The organism is Thalassospira australica (genome assembly GCF_044790785.1).
Classification (GTDB): Bacteria; Pseudomonadota; Alphaproteobacteria; order Rhodospirillales; family Thalassospiraceae; genus Thalassospira; species Thalassospira australica_A.
On record NZ_CP085258.1, the window covers coordinates 979,980 to 995,982 of the forward strand.

Genomic DNA, 16,003 nt, shown 5'->3' on the forward strand with positions numbered 1-16,003 from the left:
CTTGAATTGTTAGAGAGCTGCCAGGGGAGGCAATTCGGCACTCAATCCTGATTGGGACGCAAAAACGCTCGTGTCTGTTCAATCGCTTCGCGCATGCCGACCCGTTGCACATTGACATCGTCGGGGAAGGCACCCAGCAATCGCGATGGCATCCGGTTATCCAGCAGGACAAACACCCCGCGATCTTCGGCGCCGCGGACAAGGCGGCCAAAGGCCTGCTTCATCCGAAGGCGAGTCAGCATGTCGTCGTACCGCGCACCATGAAATGCCGCCTTGCGCGCCCGGTGCAGGATATCGGGGCGGGGCCATGGCACGCGATCAAACACGATCAGGCGAAGGCTGTCACCCGGCACATCAACCCCGTCGCGCACCGCATCGGTTCCAAGCAGACAGGCATCGCGTTCCACCCGGAAAATATCGATCAGGGTTGACACATCCATACCGTCAATATGCTGTGCCAGAAGCTGCAACCCGGCATCGTCAAGCGGCCCGGTCAGACGTTCGTAAACCGCACGCAAACGGTTGATTGCGGTAAACAGGCCAAGTGCACCGCCGCCGGACGCCAGAAACAATTCGCGATAGGCCGCCGCCACATGATCGGGGTTATCACGGCCAAGGTCATTGATGATGAAAACCTTGGTCTGTTTGGCATAGTCATAGGGGCTTTTCATCGCCGCCCGGACCGCGGGCATCGGCATGTGCGATGCCCCGGTGCGATCCTCGGCCACACCCCAGTCAAACATTTCATCGCCCGTGCCATCGCGCAGGGTGGCTGACGTGATCACAAGCCCGTGGGCAGAGGGGGCAAGAGCCGCAGTCAGGGGGAGCGTCGGGTCGATATGATGGCGGTGCATGCCAACATCGAAATCGCGGCCAAACTGCCGTTCGATGGCAAACCAGTCGACAAATTCCGGCGGGGTGGCATCGACAAGGCTTTCAAGCATTGCGCGCCATGCGGCAACCTGCATGATTGCACGCCGTTCAAGGGAACGGATCGCGGCATCAAGGCGTTGGCGCTCGGCACTTTCAAGCTCGTCGGCTTTTTCATCAAGCATATGGGCGATGATTTTGATCAGGGCCTTGGCCGGTTTTTCAAGGGCGGCCAAGGCACGGTCAAGATCGGCTGCACTGGCCAGAACCGGATCAATCGCCGGTTTGCAATCGGTTTCAATCGAATAACCCCGGTCGCCTTCAGCGGCACGCGCCATCACCTGTGCCCGGACATGGGCAAGGAATAATTCCGCCGGGCCCTTGGCATGTTCGGCCCCGTCATGAATGCGCATCAGCCAGCCCTGATCGGGCAGGCATTGGGCGGCGACAATCACCGCATTGACGGCATCGCGAAGTTCGTCCCGATCCATGATCAGGGTTTCAAGCCGTTGTTTAAGCCCGCGTGCGCGCGACTGGCCCTTGTTTTCCGCACCCAGCAACCAGCGGCGCAATTCTGCGCCTTCCTGCCCGGTCAAATGTGCGGAAAAGGCTTTATCCGCCGCGTCAAAAAGGTGATGTCCCTCGTCAAAGACATAACGTGTGGGCATCGATGCGTCGTCAAGCCCGCCAAGGGCAGCCTGCACCATCACCAGTGCATGATTGGCGACCACGATTTCGGCCGACCGCGCCCGGCGCACGGTTTTTTCAACAAAGCAGCGCGAATAATGCGGGCAGGCGGCATAAATGCATTCGCCGCGCTGATCGGCCAATGCACCGGTAAAACGATTGCCGATCAGTTCGGTCAGCCATGCCGGGAAATCACCGCCGACCATATCGCCATCGCGCGTCTGCGACGCCCAGCGCGCCATCAGCCCCAGCGGGATCGCCTGATGGGGTTGTTGCGCCAATGGTCTTTGGGCTTCTTCGAAATTCAGGAGGCACAGATAATTTTCGCGGCCCTTGCGGACAACCACCTTAAGGCGTTTGTCCTTGGGATCGTTATAAAGACGGTTCAGTTCCTGATCGATCTGACGTTGCAGGTTGCGGGTATAGGTTGAAATCCATACCGCCCCGTCATTCTTTTGCGCCCAGATCGATGCCGGGGCAACATAGCCCAGCGTCTTTCCCGTTCCGGTCCCGGCCTCGGCCAGGACGATATTGGGCGTGCCTTCGGCGGTTCGCGGCGCGAAGGCCGAACAGACGGCGGACGCATAATCGGCCTGTTGCGGGCGTTCTTCGGCCCCTTCACCCAGAAGATTTTTCAGCCGTTCGCGGGCATCCTTGGGATCGACCGGATTGTTGCCGGGTGGCGGTGGCGGGGCATGTTCGGCCCATTCGCCCATTTTCTTCCAGACTTTAAGTCCTTCATAGACGGCAAATTTATGCGGCCCGTCGCCATCGGCACCAAGGGCGGCCAGAACCGGTACGCCCCACATCCAATGCCCGCGCGCCATCGGCCATGCTATGGATAATGCACGTGCGCGTTTTTCACGCGGCAGGGTGGCAAGTTCCTGCAACAATCGTTTCATCGCCTCGGCCAGGGCTTCGGCCTGTCCGATCAGATCGTCGCACGCCCGTTGCCCGGTCGCCATGGCAAGCCCGCGTGGTGTGGGGACGCAAAATTGCGCCGGGCGGACAAAGGCAAAAAGTTCCAAAAGGTCATGGGCCGGAAACGGATCGGATTTCATCCGCCGTGCAGATGCCGGGGTATGAACCAATATCGGGCGTTGGGATCGCGCCCGTTTGGCCGCCGCCCCATGCGGCAATTCTTCTATTTCCCCGTCGGGCGACAGGAAAACAGCATGACGCAATCCGACGACCATGATGGGTGCGTCGGGCGGCATGAATTTCGGCGTGGGATCAGAACGATCATCGAACATTTGGGGGACTATAATCAGGTCCGGCCACTGGTGCCACCGGGGAAATTATCCTATCTTCGGATTTTCGCGTTTTCATTCCCAAAGATGGTGCGGGCGTTTCAATGGGCAAGGCAAAATCAGATAACCAGTGTTTCTGGCGCGATGCCGGTTTGCCGTTTGTCGAACTGCGCCGGGTCGATGACGGGCGGGGTGTTTGCTATGAACGCCACAGCCACGACACGTTTTCAATCGGCATCGTCAAGGGCGGGCGCAGCACCTATTGGAACCGGGGCAAGGTCCATGAAACCGGCAAGGGATCGGTTGTTGTGCTCAATCCCGAGGATGTCCATGGTTGCAACCCGGTGCCGGGTGGGGGATGGTGTTATGACATGCTGTTTGTCGATCCGGCATGGCTTCTGGATTTGCAGGTTGAAATCGATGCCGATGCCGCCGGGCGGTTTGCGATGTTTTCCGACACCATAAGCCATAGTCCAATGCTGTATTCCGGCCTGCAAAGCCTTGCCGATACATTGATCGACCCTGATTGTGACCGTTTGGCGAAGGAAAGCACGATGGTGTCGTTCTTTGCCGATCTGCATGTGGCGCTTGACCGGCGCGGTATCTTGCGTGGGGTTAGCTATGTGACGGATAAAAGCAAAATGGACAGGGTTGCGGATTATATCCGGACCTATTGCGCCGAAGACGTCAATCTGGATGATCTTGCCGGGGTGATTGGCGTTTCACGATCCTATCTGGTGCGCGCGTTCAAAAAGGCACATGGCATGACGCCCTATGCCTATCTGATCAATTGTCGGGTGCAGAAGGCACGCCATGCGCTCAAGCGCGGGGAGCGGATTGTTGACGTTGCCCTTGATTGCGGCTTTGCCGATCAGGCGCATTTTCAACGGGTTTTCAAACGCCTGATGGCAACCACGCCGCGCCATTATGCAATGGCGCATGTCGCCTGAGGGCGATCAGGTGACGATCAGATAGGCTGCACTTGCCACAAGCAGCAATGCCATGATCCGGTTAAACAGACGGATATGGGCGGCATCGTCTAAAAACCGGCCCAGAAACGCCCCGGCATAGGCCCAGCAGGCGACCGAGGCAAAACAGACCGCGAAATAAAGCACGGTGAATTCCCAGACCAGTGCCGGGGCACCATTGGCGGCATAGGCCCCCATACCGGCAATGGCGGCAAGCCATGCCTTGGGGTTAACCCATTGCAGCAATGCGCCGGTCATCATGGATGGGCCTTTTTCCGCGCGGGTTTTGCCAAGTTCACCCGATGCGGTGGCAAGTTTGAAGGCCATGAATAGCAAAAAGGCGACCCCGGCCCATTGGATTATCGTGGTCAGGTTCGGGAAAATCACCAGCAATTCATGCAGGCCCAACCCGATCAGAAGCAATAACAGGCAAAAGCCGCTGGTCGCGCCGAACACAAGGCGAAGGCTTGGGCGAAAGCCGTAATGCACACCGGAGCTCAGGATCAGGATATTGACCGGGCCTGGCGTGATCGAGGCGGCAAGCGCGAAGGCAGCCATCGACAGATAAAGGCTTGGGGCGGCGGCAAGCATGGGGTGGCGATCCTTTTGATGATTTTGCTGAATGCAACAATGCGCCGCAGGTCTTGGGGTTTATTGAACGATATTGCCCTGCCTGTTGTGATCGCCCATAAAAAACGGCATCCGGGAGTTGGCCCGGATGCCGTTTTGGACGGATCAATTACCTCGGGGGAGGTGATCCGCTTAGTTTTCTGTCAGTTTCATCAACTGACTTGCACAGGCGTCGGCGATTTCCGTGGTCGGGGCATCATTGCCGGGCATGGTGGCCCAGCCTTGAGCTGCGACGAAATCATCGCGCTTGTAGGAGCTTTCCTCTTTAAGGGCGGCAAGCTGCATGGTCTGATTGCTGGGGGTCTGGGTTTTGAACTGCGCAACACAAATCGGGGCAAGGGCAGTAATGACCGCATCCTTGCTTTGAGTGTTGGCCATTTCGGCTGCGGTGCTGCCCGAAACGACCCAGCTTGCGCTAAAGCCGATGATCGTGATGGCAACGGCACCGATAACACCGCCCCAGATTGCGGGTTTGACCCAGACTGGAATTTCCATATTCATAATATACTCCCATTTATTTTGTGAAATTTATAAACAGTTTTTCGTTTTTTATTTCACTCAATGAAATCACGAGAGCATAATATTAGCAAATGAACTATATTTTTATATAATTCACGTGGCTATTGTGTTTTCGATAATTCGCGCGTTTCGATTTTATTTTGTAGTTTATTTTGACGAATATTATGAATATCCAAGTAGGCTGGCGATCCAGCCGGTGCCACCGGCAATCATTGTATAACGTGCCGCCTTGCCAATCGTGATCAGCACGATGAAGGGCAAAAAACGCACGCGCATCACACCGGCAAACAGGGTCAGTGGGTCCCCGATAATTGGCAGCCAGGCTAGCAGAAGCGCCCAAAGTCCGTATTTTCCAAACCAGTGTGACGCACGATCAAGGGCATCTGGCGATACCGGGAACCAGCGCCGATCCTTGAAATGGTCGATATAAAGCCCGAGGGCCCAGTTGACGCACGAGCCCAGAACATTCCCCGCCGTCGCGACGAGAACCAGCCACCACACCGCATGATCGCCCGATGCGACAAGCGCGGCCAAGGCCGCCTCGGACGTGCCGGGCAGGATGGTGGCGGATGTCAGAGCCGACAGGAACAGGGCGAAAAGCAAGGATTAAGATCCCGTTCAGGTCAAATGGGCCGGATGAGGCGAAGGCAGGAACAAGGTCAGGCTTCAGGATTTGACAGTGAATTTCTGAACGCTGACCGGTTCTGCCAGCAATTCATCACCAAGGGTGCCAAAGGCGCGCAGATATGGTGTTTCGAAATGAAGGGCGAGGTCTTCGTCAGAGCGCCAGTTTTCATACGCCATCCAGATTGCCGGATCGTCGTTGGACTGGTGAATGTCGTAACTGATGCAGCCTTCTTCGGCGCGCGAGGGTTCGACAAGTGCGAGAAGACGTTCGCCAAGTTCGGTTTCCTTGCCCGGTTTGGCACGTGCAATGGCAAGAACAGTAAGTTGTTGGGACATGAATGTTTCCTGTCGGATTTCTATGGCGTTTTGATTGGTCTGGATCATCGTGGCAGGTGCCGGATCGGGCAACCGTTAAATTACCGGTGAAAGATAAAAGCCCGGTGCGGGGAGAGCACCGGGCTTGGCTTCGGCAGTTGTGGATCGGGGGAGGTCCCTGCCGAAGAGGGGGAGGCTTTCGATCAGGCGATGTGCGAGGTTACTTCGACATTGCCGCGGACCGAGTTGGAGTAAGGGCAGATTTTGTGGGCTTCTTCGACCAGCTTTTCAGCATCGGCCTTATCAAGGCCCGGCAGCGAAACATGCAGGTCAACCGCAAGACCGAAACCGCCAGCCGCACGCGGGCCGATGCCGACAACAGCCTTGACCGAAACATCAGACGGAACTTTCGGGCCGCCCTGGGAGGAGACGAATTTCATCGCGCCGATGAAGCAGGCCGAATAACCCATCGCGAAAAGCTGTTCAGGGTTGTTGCCTTCACCGCCAGCACCGCCGAGTTCTTTTGGCGTGGTCAGTTTGACATCGAGGCTGCCGTCTTCGGTTTTCGCACGGCCGTCGCGGCCACCGGTTGCACTTGCTGTTGCACGATATTTGACATCTACAGACATGGTTTCTTCCTTTGTTTGAACGTGATGGTTCGAAGGTTTCGATAACCCGGCTGATCAGGGCGTTGGTTCGGTTGGTGACCCAAGTGATATGTTGCCGGTCGGGTGGGGGCGCAACCGCGCCCCCGAAAGAAGTTGCAGAAAGTTCAGGTTATTCGCCGTAAAAGGCGTTCTTCAAAAACTGGCTGGCCTGGGCGGTTGCAGCCTTGGCAGCCGGGGTATCGGCAACGGCATTGAGCATGACGAAATCATGGATCGTGCCGTTGTAGCGAACCGTGGTGACATCCACCCCGGCCTGGCTGAGTTTGCGGGCATAGGCTTCGCCCTCGTCACGCAGCACGTCATTTTCATCTGTGATGATCAGGGCAGGTGCCTGACCGGCCAGCAAATCCTGTGGGGCGTGGATCGGCGTTACTTTCGGATCGGTACGATCAGTTCCTTCGGGCAGGTACTGGTTCCAGAACCATTCCATTGCTGCCTTGGTCAACCACGGGCCATTGGCAAATTCGGTATAGGATCCGTTTTCAAAATTCGCGTCGGTCACCGGATAGAACAGGACCTGAGCGATGATTTCAGGGCCTTTGCGCTGCTCGGCCAGCAGGGAAACAACCGCGGTCATATTGCCACCGACACTGTCACCTGCAATCGCCAGACGGGTCGGGTCAACGTTAAGCTGTTCGCTGTGCTCGGCGACATATTTGGTGACGGCATAATCCTGTTCGATCGCGATCGGGTATTTGGCTTCGGGCGAACGTTCGTAATCAACGAAGACGACGGCAGCATTTGACTGTACGGCGATTTCGCGGATCAGACGGTCGTGGGTTTCCTTATCGCCCAAGACCCAGCCACCACCGTGGAAGTAAACGACAACCGGCAGGCGGTCGGTGTTGCCTTCGGGGCGGACGATCCGGACCCGGGTTTCGCCGGTCGGGCCAACCGGCAAGACGGTGTCGGTAACGTCGGCGGCGCGTTTTGCAATCGGGCCTGCCTGTGCACCGGCCAGAACATTGCGGGCATCAGCGGGGCTGAGCGTGTAGATTGGCGCACCACCCGAAGCGGTCAGGGCATTGATAAAGTTCTGGGTGTTGTTTTCGAGAACCGGATCGGCCAAAGCGGTCGTGGCTGTCAGGGTGGTTGCCAGAGCAATTGCAGCGGAGGCAACAGTCGTTTTGAATGTGTTCATGATCTTGTTCCTTTGAGCTGTCTGTTTGGTGCCGCTGTGCGGCGTTTTCCGTTTCGATGATTTTGTTATAGCGCACGATTTAATCGTGTGCGATATAAATTTGAGAATACGAGCTATGCAATTAAATCGCTTGTAATTAAATCGCGTGCGATATATTGATGAGGGTTTGATTTCAAATCAGCCGTATTCCGGGCTTTAGAGCAGCCCCAGTGACTGTCAGCCGGACCGGCCCGATAGGACAAAGGAGAATGCCACCATGGACGATCATGATAACGACCCGCTCAGGCTCGAAAACTTTCTGTGCTTTTCGGTCTATGCTGCCAGTCATGCGTTTAACCGTATCTATAAGCCGCTGCTTGACGCGCTTGAGCTTACCTATCCGCAATATCTGGTGATGGTGACCTTGTGGGAGCAGGATGATCAGCCGGTGCGCAGCATTGGTGAAAAGCTGTTCCTGGAATCCAGCACGCTGACACCGTTGTTAAAAAGGCTTGAGGCGGCAGGGCTGGTCAAACGAACCCGCGACCCGAAGGATGAACGGTCCGTGCGCATCACCCTGACGGTGGCGGGCAGGGAATTGCGGCAAAAGGCGCTTGATGTGCCACGCTGTGTTGGCGAGGTGGCGGAACTTGATCTTTCGACAATCAAACGCCTGATCGACGATCTGGGCCAGTTGCGTGACAATCTTGAGGCAAATGCATTGCGGAAGTAGCGATGAAAACGTTCAGGCAAGCGGTGACTAGCGTTTGCGGGTTGGTTTGCGCCTGTCCAGATGATAGGTCAGCGCCCAGACAAGCACGGTTTTAACCGGCTCTTCGGGGAGCGGGCGATCCAGCGGCAGGATGACCGCCCGGTTGCCGTCACATTGCAGAATACCGTCAAAATGGCTGCGTATCCGGTCGATCAGATCCGTCTGGCAATTGACATAGATGGCGATCTGACCGGGGGTCTTTGATTTCCAGTCGGCACGAATGGTCGTGCCCGACCCGGACGGAGTCAGCCATGCGGGTTCGCCCCATTTAAAGGCCTCGGTGATCTGGCCAATTGCCGGGTCGGTAGCTGCCAGGTCGAAAATCCATTCGCGGATCGTCCTTAATGCTTTACCGGCATCATCGGGATAGCTGGCAAATTTGGCGTCAAGGTCGGGCGGCGAAAAGGGGCGGGATGTCATCAGACAGACTGGATCAGAAGCCAGATCGCGGCACAGCCCAACACGACATGCTGTATGACCATCGCGGGCGCAATCAGGGCAAGGGTGCCGGTCAGCGTTCCCCAGGCGTGCAGAATGCGGGCGACGACAAAGGCCGCCGCAATCAGCCAGATGATGCCCGATGTTGCCAGAACGGCTTCAAGTGCCAGGATAACCAGAATACAGAACGGGGCATTTTCGGCAAAGTTGCCATGTGCCCGGATCCGGCGTAGCAGAACCATGTCCCCGCCATCGCCAAGCGCGAGTTTAAGATCGCGCCGCCGCAGGGAAACATTCAGGCTAAGCGCAACCAGCATCAAGGCAAAAATACCTGTCAGGCAAACGGTTACAGGGATCGGCAGCATGGCTGTGGTCCTTTATTGCATTGTGAATGAACAGCTTTGCCTGATTGGCAGGGGTGGTGCAAGGGCTGCGTTAACCCGGAATGACACCCGGGGTAAAAAAACAGGCCGGAGATTTCCCCGGCCTGTCTGTGTGATGATCATGTCTTTGCGAATAATGTGCTACTCGGCTGCCCGCAACATGGTGGGATTGCGGACTTCCTTGCCCGGATCGTCATTCTGGGCGCGTTTCATGGCGGTGATGAACTCGCCGATTTTGCCATTCAGGAAATCGGCCTGATGGGCCGTGCGGTCAGCATTGTCATGTACGGTCACCGCACTGCTGCCGACATCGGCGACGCTGCTTTGGATTGTGGTGACATTTTCCGAAACGCGTTTGGCACTTTCCGATACGAAATCGACATTTCGGGCGATTTCGCGGGTCGTAACGTTTTGTTCCTCGACGGCACCGACAATAGCGGTGACATAATCATCGATGCTGCCGATCACGGTGCCGATATTATTGATGGCCTCGGTCGAATTGCGCGAAACGGTTTGAATGCGGTCGATCTTGCGGGTGATTTCCTCGGTCGCCTTGGCGGTCTGGCTGGCAAGGTTCTTCACTTCGCCCGCGACGACGGCAAAGCCCTTACCAGCATCGCCGGCTCGCGCGGCCTCGATCGTAGCGTTCAGCGCCAGCAGATTGGTTTGTTCGGCAATCTGGGTAATCAGTTGTACGACCTGACCGACTTCGTCGGCGACTTCCTGCAAATTGCGCATTTCCGTCTGCGAGGCGGTGGAGTGATCCACTGCCTCGCGTGCTACCCCGGAAAACTGGGTGATCCGGGATGATATCTCATCGATGGCCGCGACCATTTCTTCGGTCGCGGCACTTAGCGACTGCGCACTGGCCGATGATTCTTCTGCCTCGGTCGCAACCGACCCGGCAAGCGATCCGGCCTGAGAGCTTTGAGTTTGCATCATTTCGGCACGTGCGAGAACATCTTTGGCACTTTTGACGATATCGGCAAAGGTTTCGACAAGCGTGTCGCAGAATTCCTTTACCAGCCGGTCGGTTTCGGTCCGGCGTTTTTCATCCCGCGCACGTTGGGTTTTCTGGGCGGCTTCCAGTTCGCGGGCCTTGATCATGTCGGCCTGAAAAATCCGCATCGCATCGGCCATTTCGCCGACTTCGTCGCGGAATTTGGAAGCCGGTACGGCTGTATCGAGCTTGCCCTTAGACAGATCGACAAGCGCACTGGTCAAGCGACGCAACGGCAATGTGATCGACCGGCCCAGCAACCACGCCAGTGCAACACCCGATATCAACACAAGACCGGACAAAACGGTAATCAGCGTCTTGCCCATGCGTTCATCAGCAAGGGCGGTATTCATCGATGCCTGTGTATAAGCCGCAACTTCGGCGACAAGGTTTTCAATGGCAGTATCAAGATTGTCTTGCAGTGCTTCGGTCGCAATCACGGCATCCGCAACATCCGGCGCACTTGCGCCGTCATCGAGGGCTTTGAAAATATCGTTGACCTGTGCTTCGTAAGTACGGTGATCGGTTTCGATCCGGCCAAGGGCGGTTTCGACCCCGGAAAATTCTGTGCGGGCCTCGTCACTGATTGCATCCTTCAGATAGCTATTGACCATCTGGTGTGCGGCGGCGAGTTCGGTGTCGGTCTGTTTTGCCAGTTCTTCGAAATGGTGCCGGATGTCGGCCTCTGTTTCGGTAGCGTCATGGGCGTCAATATTGCGATAGCGCAGGGCTTTTTCCATCAGGATGGCTTGCTGCAACTGATGCTGCGTTATTTTTTCAAGCATCAGCGTCAAGGGCAGGTCGCGTGCGGCAACCTGTTCAAGCTCGTTGCCGATTACGGTCATTTTATAAATCCCGACCGATCCGATCAGGCAACTGAATGCCAGAAGTATGGTCGCCAGTCCGGCCAGGCGATGGGTGATGCGAAAATTTCTGAACATGATCGGGCGACCCTTGAAAGTCATAACTATTGGGGGATTGTTGCAAGGAAAATGCACTCATTCAGTTTAGTAGCATGTGCTAATTCTATTTTTGATTACAAGAGTATGTCAGGGGAAAATACAAGCTGAAAAAGTATGATTATTGACATGATACAAAATCGCAAACCAAGGCTTTGTCATTATGGGCAGATTAGAGTTTTTTCAGATTTCATTTTGCCGGTTTCGGGCGGGTTCTGGTGTGACGGGAGGTCAAGCAAGGGGCTGAATGGATAAAAAGCGTTCCGATTCTGTCCAGATTTCTGGAACCACACGAATGCGAACACGTTTTATCCGGGATGAAAGCTTTGCCGACAATTTGCGATGGCAATATATTGCCATGATTGTCTGTCATTTCCGGCATTTCCTTCGAATGCTCAGTCTGCTGTATAACAAAGAGGGCAAAATTGCATAATTACGACACGAGCATCCCGCACGCGGTCGGTCAGGAACCCGAACATCGTTTCGGAACGGACGGTATCCGTCCGATGGATCGGCCAAGTCGCATCACCCGGTTTTTCATGGGGATCGTTTCCCGTGCAGAACGGTTGAACCGGAAATACGCCAGGTTCGGCAATCCGCCGGTCTATGACAATGCAACCTTCCCCTGGGCGGCCGACATCGAAAAAGAATGGCCTGTCATCCGTAAGGAACTTGACCAAATTTTGCTGCGCAAGGATGAACTGCCGTCGTTTCACGATATTTCGACGGACGTCAAAGAGATTTCCAGCGATGCGGATTGGAAAACCTTCTTCCTGCTGGGATTCGGTTTGAAGTCCGAGCAAAACATCCGGGCTTGCCCGGAAACCTGGCGGATCATGAACAAGATCCCCGGCCTGACGACGGTCATGTTTTCAATATTCGAACCGGGAAAACACCTGCCGCCGCATCGCGGACCTTATAACGGTGTGTTGCGGATGCATCTTGGTCTGATTGTCCCGGAACAGCCCGACAAGCTGGGTATTCGGGTGGGAAACCGGACATGCCACTGGGAAGAAGGCAAGGTTCTGATTTTTGATGATTCCTATGAACATGAAGCATGGAACCATACCGATCAGACGCGGGTCGTGCTGTTTGTCGATTTCGTCAAGCCGATGAAGTTTCCCGCCCGACTGGTGAACTGGTGCCTGATGAATCTTGCAATTTTTACTCCTTTCATCAAGGAAGGGCTGGATAATCACAACAAGTGGGAAAAGAAGTTTTACGCCGAAGCCGAAAAATTACGCAATCAGTCAGGCAACTGATCCTGCGTGTTATGCCGGAACAAAAGAAAAGGCGGCGGATTCCCGTCGCCTTTTGCGTGTCGGACAATCACTGAAACCGGCCTTGTTACCCGACTATCCCTGAAGTTGCTGCCTTATCCATTGCCGAAACGTTCTGAAAGCCGGGCGGTTCTTGCTGTCTGCCCAGCACAGGTAATAGTGGCGTGTATTTTGGGCAGGAAAGCTGTCGTCGCTGAATAATTGCACCAGACGCCCGCTGGTCAAATAAGGTGCCGCATAAACATGAGGCAACCATGCCACGCCATATCCGTCCAGTGCCGCGACAAGCGTTAGCGCGCTGGGCAGTCGGGTAATTCGTTTATGCGCTTGGTGAGCAACACCATGATCATCGAACCAGTTGGACATTTCAATGTCCCGGTCCTCGTCCAATATCCATGGCAGCCTGATCAGATCCTGAGGTGTTTGAACGGAAACAGCCTCCAGAACCGCAGGTGCCGCCACGACGACATCCCTGCTTTCAAGAAGCCTTTCGCAGTTCAGTCCCGGCCAGTTGCCGTCACCATGCCGGACAGCAGCATCGAAATCGCCGTGTTCAAGGTCATGCACGGTCGCATCGGCATTGATGCGAAGGTCGATTTCCGGGTGATGTTGCAGAAATCCGCCAAGGCGCGGTAACAGCCAATATTGGGCGAAATGCGGTGTGACGGTGATGTTGAGGATATTGTCGTCACGTCGATATTGGTCGATATCACCGGCAATCGCCCTGAAATTCCGAAGCAGATTTTCTGCCAGACCCGCGGCTTCGGGCAGCATGACCAGGCGGTTGCCCGACCGGGTAAACAATTTGCGCTGCAACCGGTCTTCAAGGCTGCGCAGATGCTGGCTTACGGCGCCATGCGTCACGCTCAGCATTTCCGCAGCCGCCCCTACAGAGCCGGTTTCATGGACCGCAGCGAAAGCACGCAGGGAATTTAACGGTAACCAAGCGATGTTGTTTGACTTCATAATGATAGAAAAACTAACAGATACGCAGCTTTTCTGACAAGCTTCAAATGCCTTGAAATGCTAGATTTATGGCATCGAAAGACGAAGGAGAAGTCAACATGTCACGCAGTTTTTCTGAGAGTTATGCCAAGGATGTTTCCTGTCATCCGGTTTCTGCTTTTGGCGCGGATCAAGAATCCCTTCACCAAATCCGCCAACAGGGGCGGATCGAACGGGTGAAAGTTGTTCGTCAGGGTTTGGCAATGCTGCGGCGGGCAGTCTTCAGACACATTAACCCTGCGGATCATGGCCGCAGGGAAGCTCGCGAAATGTCTGACCGCCGATGTGCAGGCATTTGAAACCCGCGTCGGTGATTTCAGTCCCGATCTTGTGCTTCTGATTTGCGTCATCACAAACCAGACATTCACAAGCGACTGAAATCACGCGACGGTTTCCGGGTCAAAGTCCGGTATCCGGACCCTTAGATATGACGCAACCGGTCAAGGAAGCTTTTGACCTGAGTGTCGAGGTTGCGCGCCTGTTCTGCCAGTTCGGTTGCGCCGGCCTGAACGTTGGATGCGGCATCACCGGTTTGTTGTGATGTATTGCGCACAATTCCGATGGAAGATGATACCTCGTTCGTGCCTGCTGCTGCCTGCTGCACATTGCCTGAAATTTCGGCTGTGGCAGCACCCTGTTGTTCGACTGCGGCGGCAATCGCACTGGTGATCTCGTTGATGTTGGAAATCGTTTCGGTGATCTTTTCAATCGCGCCGACGGTATTGTGGGTTTCGGACTGGATCGATCCGATCTGCTGGGCGATATCCTCGGTCGCCTTGGCGGTCTGGTTGGCAAGGTTTTTGACCTCGCTTGCAACCACGGCAAATCCCTTGCCCGCTTCGCCTGCGCGGGCGGCCTCGATGGTTGCGTTAAGCGCAAGAAGGTTGGTCTGGGACGCGATATCGTTGATCAGACTGACGACCTGACCGATACGATCGGCGGCCTCGGCCAAACCGGTGACCATGGCATTGGCACGCGATGCCTCCTCGACCGCGTTGTTGGCGATTTCCGATGATCGGGCAACCTGCGAACTGATTTCCTGGATGGAGGCGGAAAGTTCCTCGCTCGCCGAGGCGACGGTTTGAACATTTGCGCTGGCCTCATCGGCGGCAGCGGCGACCACGGTTGCCTGTTCGGAGCTTTCATCAGCCGCACGGCGCATCTGGCGCGACACCTTTTCCATATCGCCCGCGCTATCCGTCACATTGACGACGATGGAGCCGACCGATTTTTCAAACTCGTCTGCCATTTGAAGACGGGTGCGGTTGCGTTCCTCGCTGGCGCGATGTTCGGCTTCACGCTTGTCGCGTTCAGCCTGCTGCATGCCGGCAGATGCTTTCTTGAACGCTTCCAACGCCTTGGCAATCGCACCGATTTCGTCGGAGCGGTCATGATAGGGGACGGTGACACTGAAATTGCCTTTTTCCAGATCGGAAATCACCCCGGCAACCCGTGTCATCGGGCGGGCGACCATACCGTTGGTCGACAGCAGAATCACTGCAATCACCACGATCAACAGCACCACACCGCCGATCAGGGTCGCATCGCGCAGGTCATTGGCCGGGGCATAAACGGTGGCAAGCGGCACATTGACGACCACGCCCCACTGGTTGGCATAGCCTTCGATGGCGACCGGAACAATCAGATGCATGAATTCGTCGTCGTCAATCTGACCGGACTGGCCCGATTTCATTGCATCAAGAATGGCTGCGTCGGTTGGATTGGCGGCATCAAGTTTGGTGCCGCGAATATCGGGATTTTCATGGGCGACCCATGTGCCCTGAGCAGAGACAAGGTTGACTGTGCCGGTGCCAAACGGGCCCAGTTGGGCAAACCGTTCGGACAGCGCATTCAGTTCAAGATCGACGCCCATGACGCCAAGGAATTTGCCGCCACTGTCCTGCACCGGATAGACAAACGATGTCAGAACCACATCGCGCCCCTGAATGTCATAGGTGATGGCATCGGTCAGGTAGGGGTTATTGGTGCGTTTGGGTTCGGTGTAATATTCATTGACCGATGTATCGTCGAGGCCGGTCAGGTGATAGGGAACGATCCCGTCGCCGAAATTGTAATAATAGGTAATATAACGGCCCGAACCGTTGCCGAACGGCTCGCCCTCGTCCTTGTAATCGGCATCCTTGCCGTCAAGCGCATCGGGTTCAAAGCCGGACCATGCCCCGGCAAGCGACGGGTTGTCGATCAGTGTGCGATTGAGGATTTCGTTATAGGCCTTGCGGTCTACGCCACCCTGTTCGCGAAGCGCGCGAAACGCCCCGGCAAGGTTTTTGGCAACCAGCATCCCGCCATTCAGCACCCGGCTGGCCTGTTCGGCGTGGAACTGGCCAACGGCACGGGCTTCGCCCACGGTCAGGTCTTCGGTTGTTTTACTTGTCTGGACGGTTTGAAGGAAGATGCCAACGATCAGGCAGAAGGCGATGGCGAGCGCACTGACGCAGGTGAGCTTGGCGCCAAGAGACAGGTTGGAAAATCGCATTAAGGGTCCCCCTCA

Annotated in this window: 16 protein-coding genes; 4 read left to right on the forward strand and 12 right to left on the reverse strand. The window is 55.8% G+C overall.

The features are described from left to right. Positions 1 to 41: 41 nt before the first annotated feature. Positions 42 to 2,810, reverse strand: a complete 2,769-nt coding sequence (locus LG297_RS04565) for an ATP-dependent DNA helicase (protein WP_404425575.1) — start codon at positions 2,808 to 2,810, stop codon at positions 42 to 44. 101 nt (positions 2,811 to 2,911) lie between these two features. Here LG297_RS04565 and LG297_RS04570 point away from each other — a divergent pair, with 101 nt between their 5' ends. Continuing rightward, positions 2,912 to 3,757 (forward strand): AraC family transcriptional regulator, encoded by an 846-nt coding sequence (locus tag LG297_RS04570; protein ID WP_404425577.1) that lies wholly within the window; start codon positions 2,912 to 2,914, stop codon positions 3,755 to 3,757. A 6-nt stretch (positions 3,758 to 3,763) separates the two neighbouring features. On the opposite strand, the gene LG297_RS04575 is transcribed toward LG297_RS04570, so the two are convergent. The 6 genes from LG297_RS04575 to LG297_RS04600 all read right to left on the reverse strand — a co-directional run bounded on the left by LG297_RS04575 (position 3,764) and on the right by LG297_RS04600 (position 7,675). Beyond that, the gene (locus LG297_RS04575) at positions 3,764 to 4,366 is read right to left on the reverse strand and encodes a LysE family translocator (protein WP_404425579.1); all 603 of its coding nucleotides are present in this window, start codon (positions 4,364 to 4,366) and stop codon (positions 3,764 to 3,766) included. 171 nt (positions 4,367 to 4,537) lie between these two features. Further along, a complete protein-coding gene (locus tag LG297_RS04580; RefSeq protein WP_404425581.1) occupies positions 4,538 to 4,906 on the reverse strand; it encodes a hypothetical protein in 369 nt (122 codons plus the stop codon). A 180-nt stretch (positions 4,907 to 5,086) separates the two neighbouring features. Then, the gene (locus LG297_RS04585; protein ID WP_404425583.1) at positions 5,087 to 5,527 is read right to left on the reverse strand and encodes a YqaA family protein; all 441 of its coding nucleotides are present in this window, start codon (positions 5,525 to 5,527) and stop codon (positions 5,087 to 5,089) included. A 63-nt stretch (positions 5,528 to 5,590) separates the two neighbouring features. Beyond that, the gene (locus LG297_RS04590; protein ID WP_404425585.1) at positions 5,591 to 5,887 is read right to left on the reverse strand and encodes a putative quinol monooxygenase; all 297 of its coding nucleotides are present in this window, start codon (positions 5,885 to 5,887) and stop codon (positions 5,591 to 5,593) included. Between the two features lie 182 nt (positions 5,888 to 6,069). Beyond that, positions 6,070 to 6,495, reverse strand: coding sequence for an organic hydroperoxide resistance protein (locus tag LG297_RS04595; protein ID WP_097050920.1), 426 nt, complete (start codon positions 6,493 to 6,495; stop codon positions 6,070 to 6,072). A 148-nt stretch (positions 6,496 to 6,643) separates the two neighbouring features. Beyond that, the gene (locus LG297_RS04600; RefSeq protein WP_404425587.1) at positions 6,644 to 7,675 is read right to left on the reverse strand and encodes an alpha/beta hydrolase; all 1,032 of its coding nucleotides are present in this window, start codon (positions 7,673 to 7,675) and stop codon (positions 6,644 to 6,646) included. Between the two features lie 256 nt (positions 7,676 to 7,931). Between LG297_RS04600 and LG297_RS04605 the strand changes: the two genes are divergently transcribed. Then, on the forward strand, positions 7,932 to 8,387 hold the full coding sequence (locus LG297_RS04605) for a MarR family winged helix-turn-helix transcriptional regulator (RefSeq protein ID WP_404425589.1): 456 nt from the start codon (positions 7,932 to 7,934) through the stop codon (positions 8,385 to 8,387). Positions 8,388 to 8,414: 27 nt separating this feature from the next. Here the strand turns inward: LG297_RS04605 and LG297_RS04610 are convergent, their stop codons facing one another. The 3 genes from LG297_RS04610 to LG297_RS04620 all read right to left on the reverse strand — a co-directional run bounded on the left by LG297_RS04610 (position 8,415) and on the right by LG297_RS04620 (position 11,188). Continuing rightward, complete coding sequence (locus LG297_RS04610) at positions 8,415 to 8,846, reverse strand: DUF1801 domain-containing protein (protein ID WP_404425591.1); 432 nt, start codon at positions 8,844 to 8,846, stop codon at positions 8,415 to 8,417. Further along, on the reverse strand, positions 8,846 to 9,229 hold the full coding sequence (locus LG297_RS04615) for an MAPEG family protein (protein WP_404425593.1): 384 nt from the start codon (positions 9,227 to 9,229) through the stop codon (positions 8,846 to 8,848). Before LG297_RS04615 ends, LG297_RS04610 begins: the two co-directional genes overlap by 1 nt. A gap of 159 nt (positions 9,230 to 9,388) precedes the next feature. Then, entirely contained in the window at positions 9,389 to 11,188 is a 1,800-nt protein-coding gene (locus tag LG297_RS04620; RefSeq protein ID WP_404425595.1) for a methyl-accepting chemotaxis protein, read from the reverse strand. 443 nt (positions 11,189 to 11,631) lie between these two features. On the opposite strand from LG297_RS04620, the gene LG297_RS04625 reads away from it, so the two are divergent. Next, positions 11,632 to 12,468: an aspartyl/asparaginyl beta-hydroxylase domain-containing protein gene (locus LG297_RS04625; protein WP_404425597.1), complete on the forward strand. Its 837-nt coding sequence runs from the start codon at positions 11,632 to 11,634 to the stop codon at positions 12,466 to 12,468. A 93-nt stretch (positions 12,469 to 12,561) separates the two neighbouring features. Here the strand turns inward: LG297_RS04625 and LG297_RS04630 are convergent, their stop codons facing one another. After that, the gene (locus LG297_RS04630; protein ID WP_404425598.1) at positions 12,562 to 13,452 is read right to left on the reverse strand and encodes a LysR substrate-binding domain-containing protein; all 891 of its coding nucleotides are present in this window, start codon (positions 13,450 to 13,452) and stop codon (positions 12,562 to 12,564) included. 98 nt (positions 13,453 to 13,550) lie between these two features. Between LG297_RS04630 and LG297_RS04635 the strand changes: the two genes are divergently transcribed. Beyond that, the gene (locus tag LG297_RS04635; RefSeq protein WP_404425600.1) at positions 13,551 to 13,790 is read left to right on the forward strand and encodes a hypothetical protein; all 240 of its coding nucleotides are present in this window, start codon (positions 13,551 to 13,553) and stop codon (positions 13,788 to 13,790) included. Positions 13,791 to 13,912: 122 nt separating this feature from the next. Here LG297_RS04635 and LG297_RS04640 read toward each other — a convergent pair whose 3' ends face one another. Next, the gene (locus LG297_RS04640) at positions 13,913 to 15,988 is read right to left on the reverse strand and encodes a methyl-accepting chemotaxis protein (protein WP_404425602.1); all 2,076 of its coding nucleotides are present in this window, start codon (positions 15,986 to 15,988) and stop codon (positions 13,913 to 13,915) included. Positions 15,989 to 16,003: the final 15 nt, after the last annotated feature.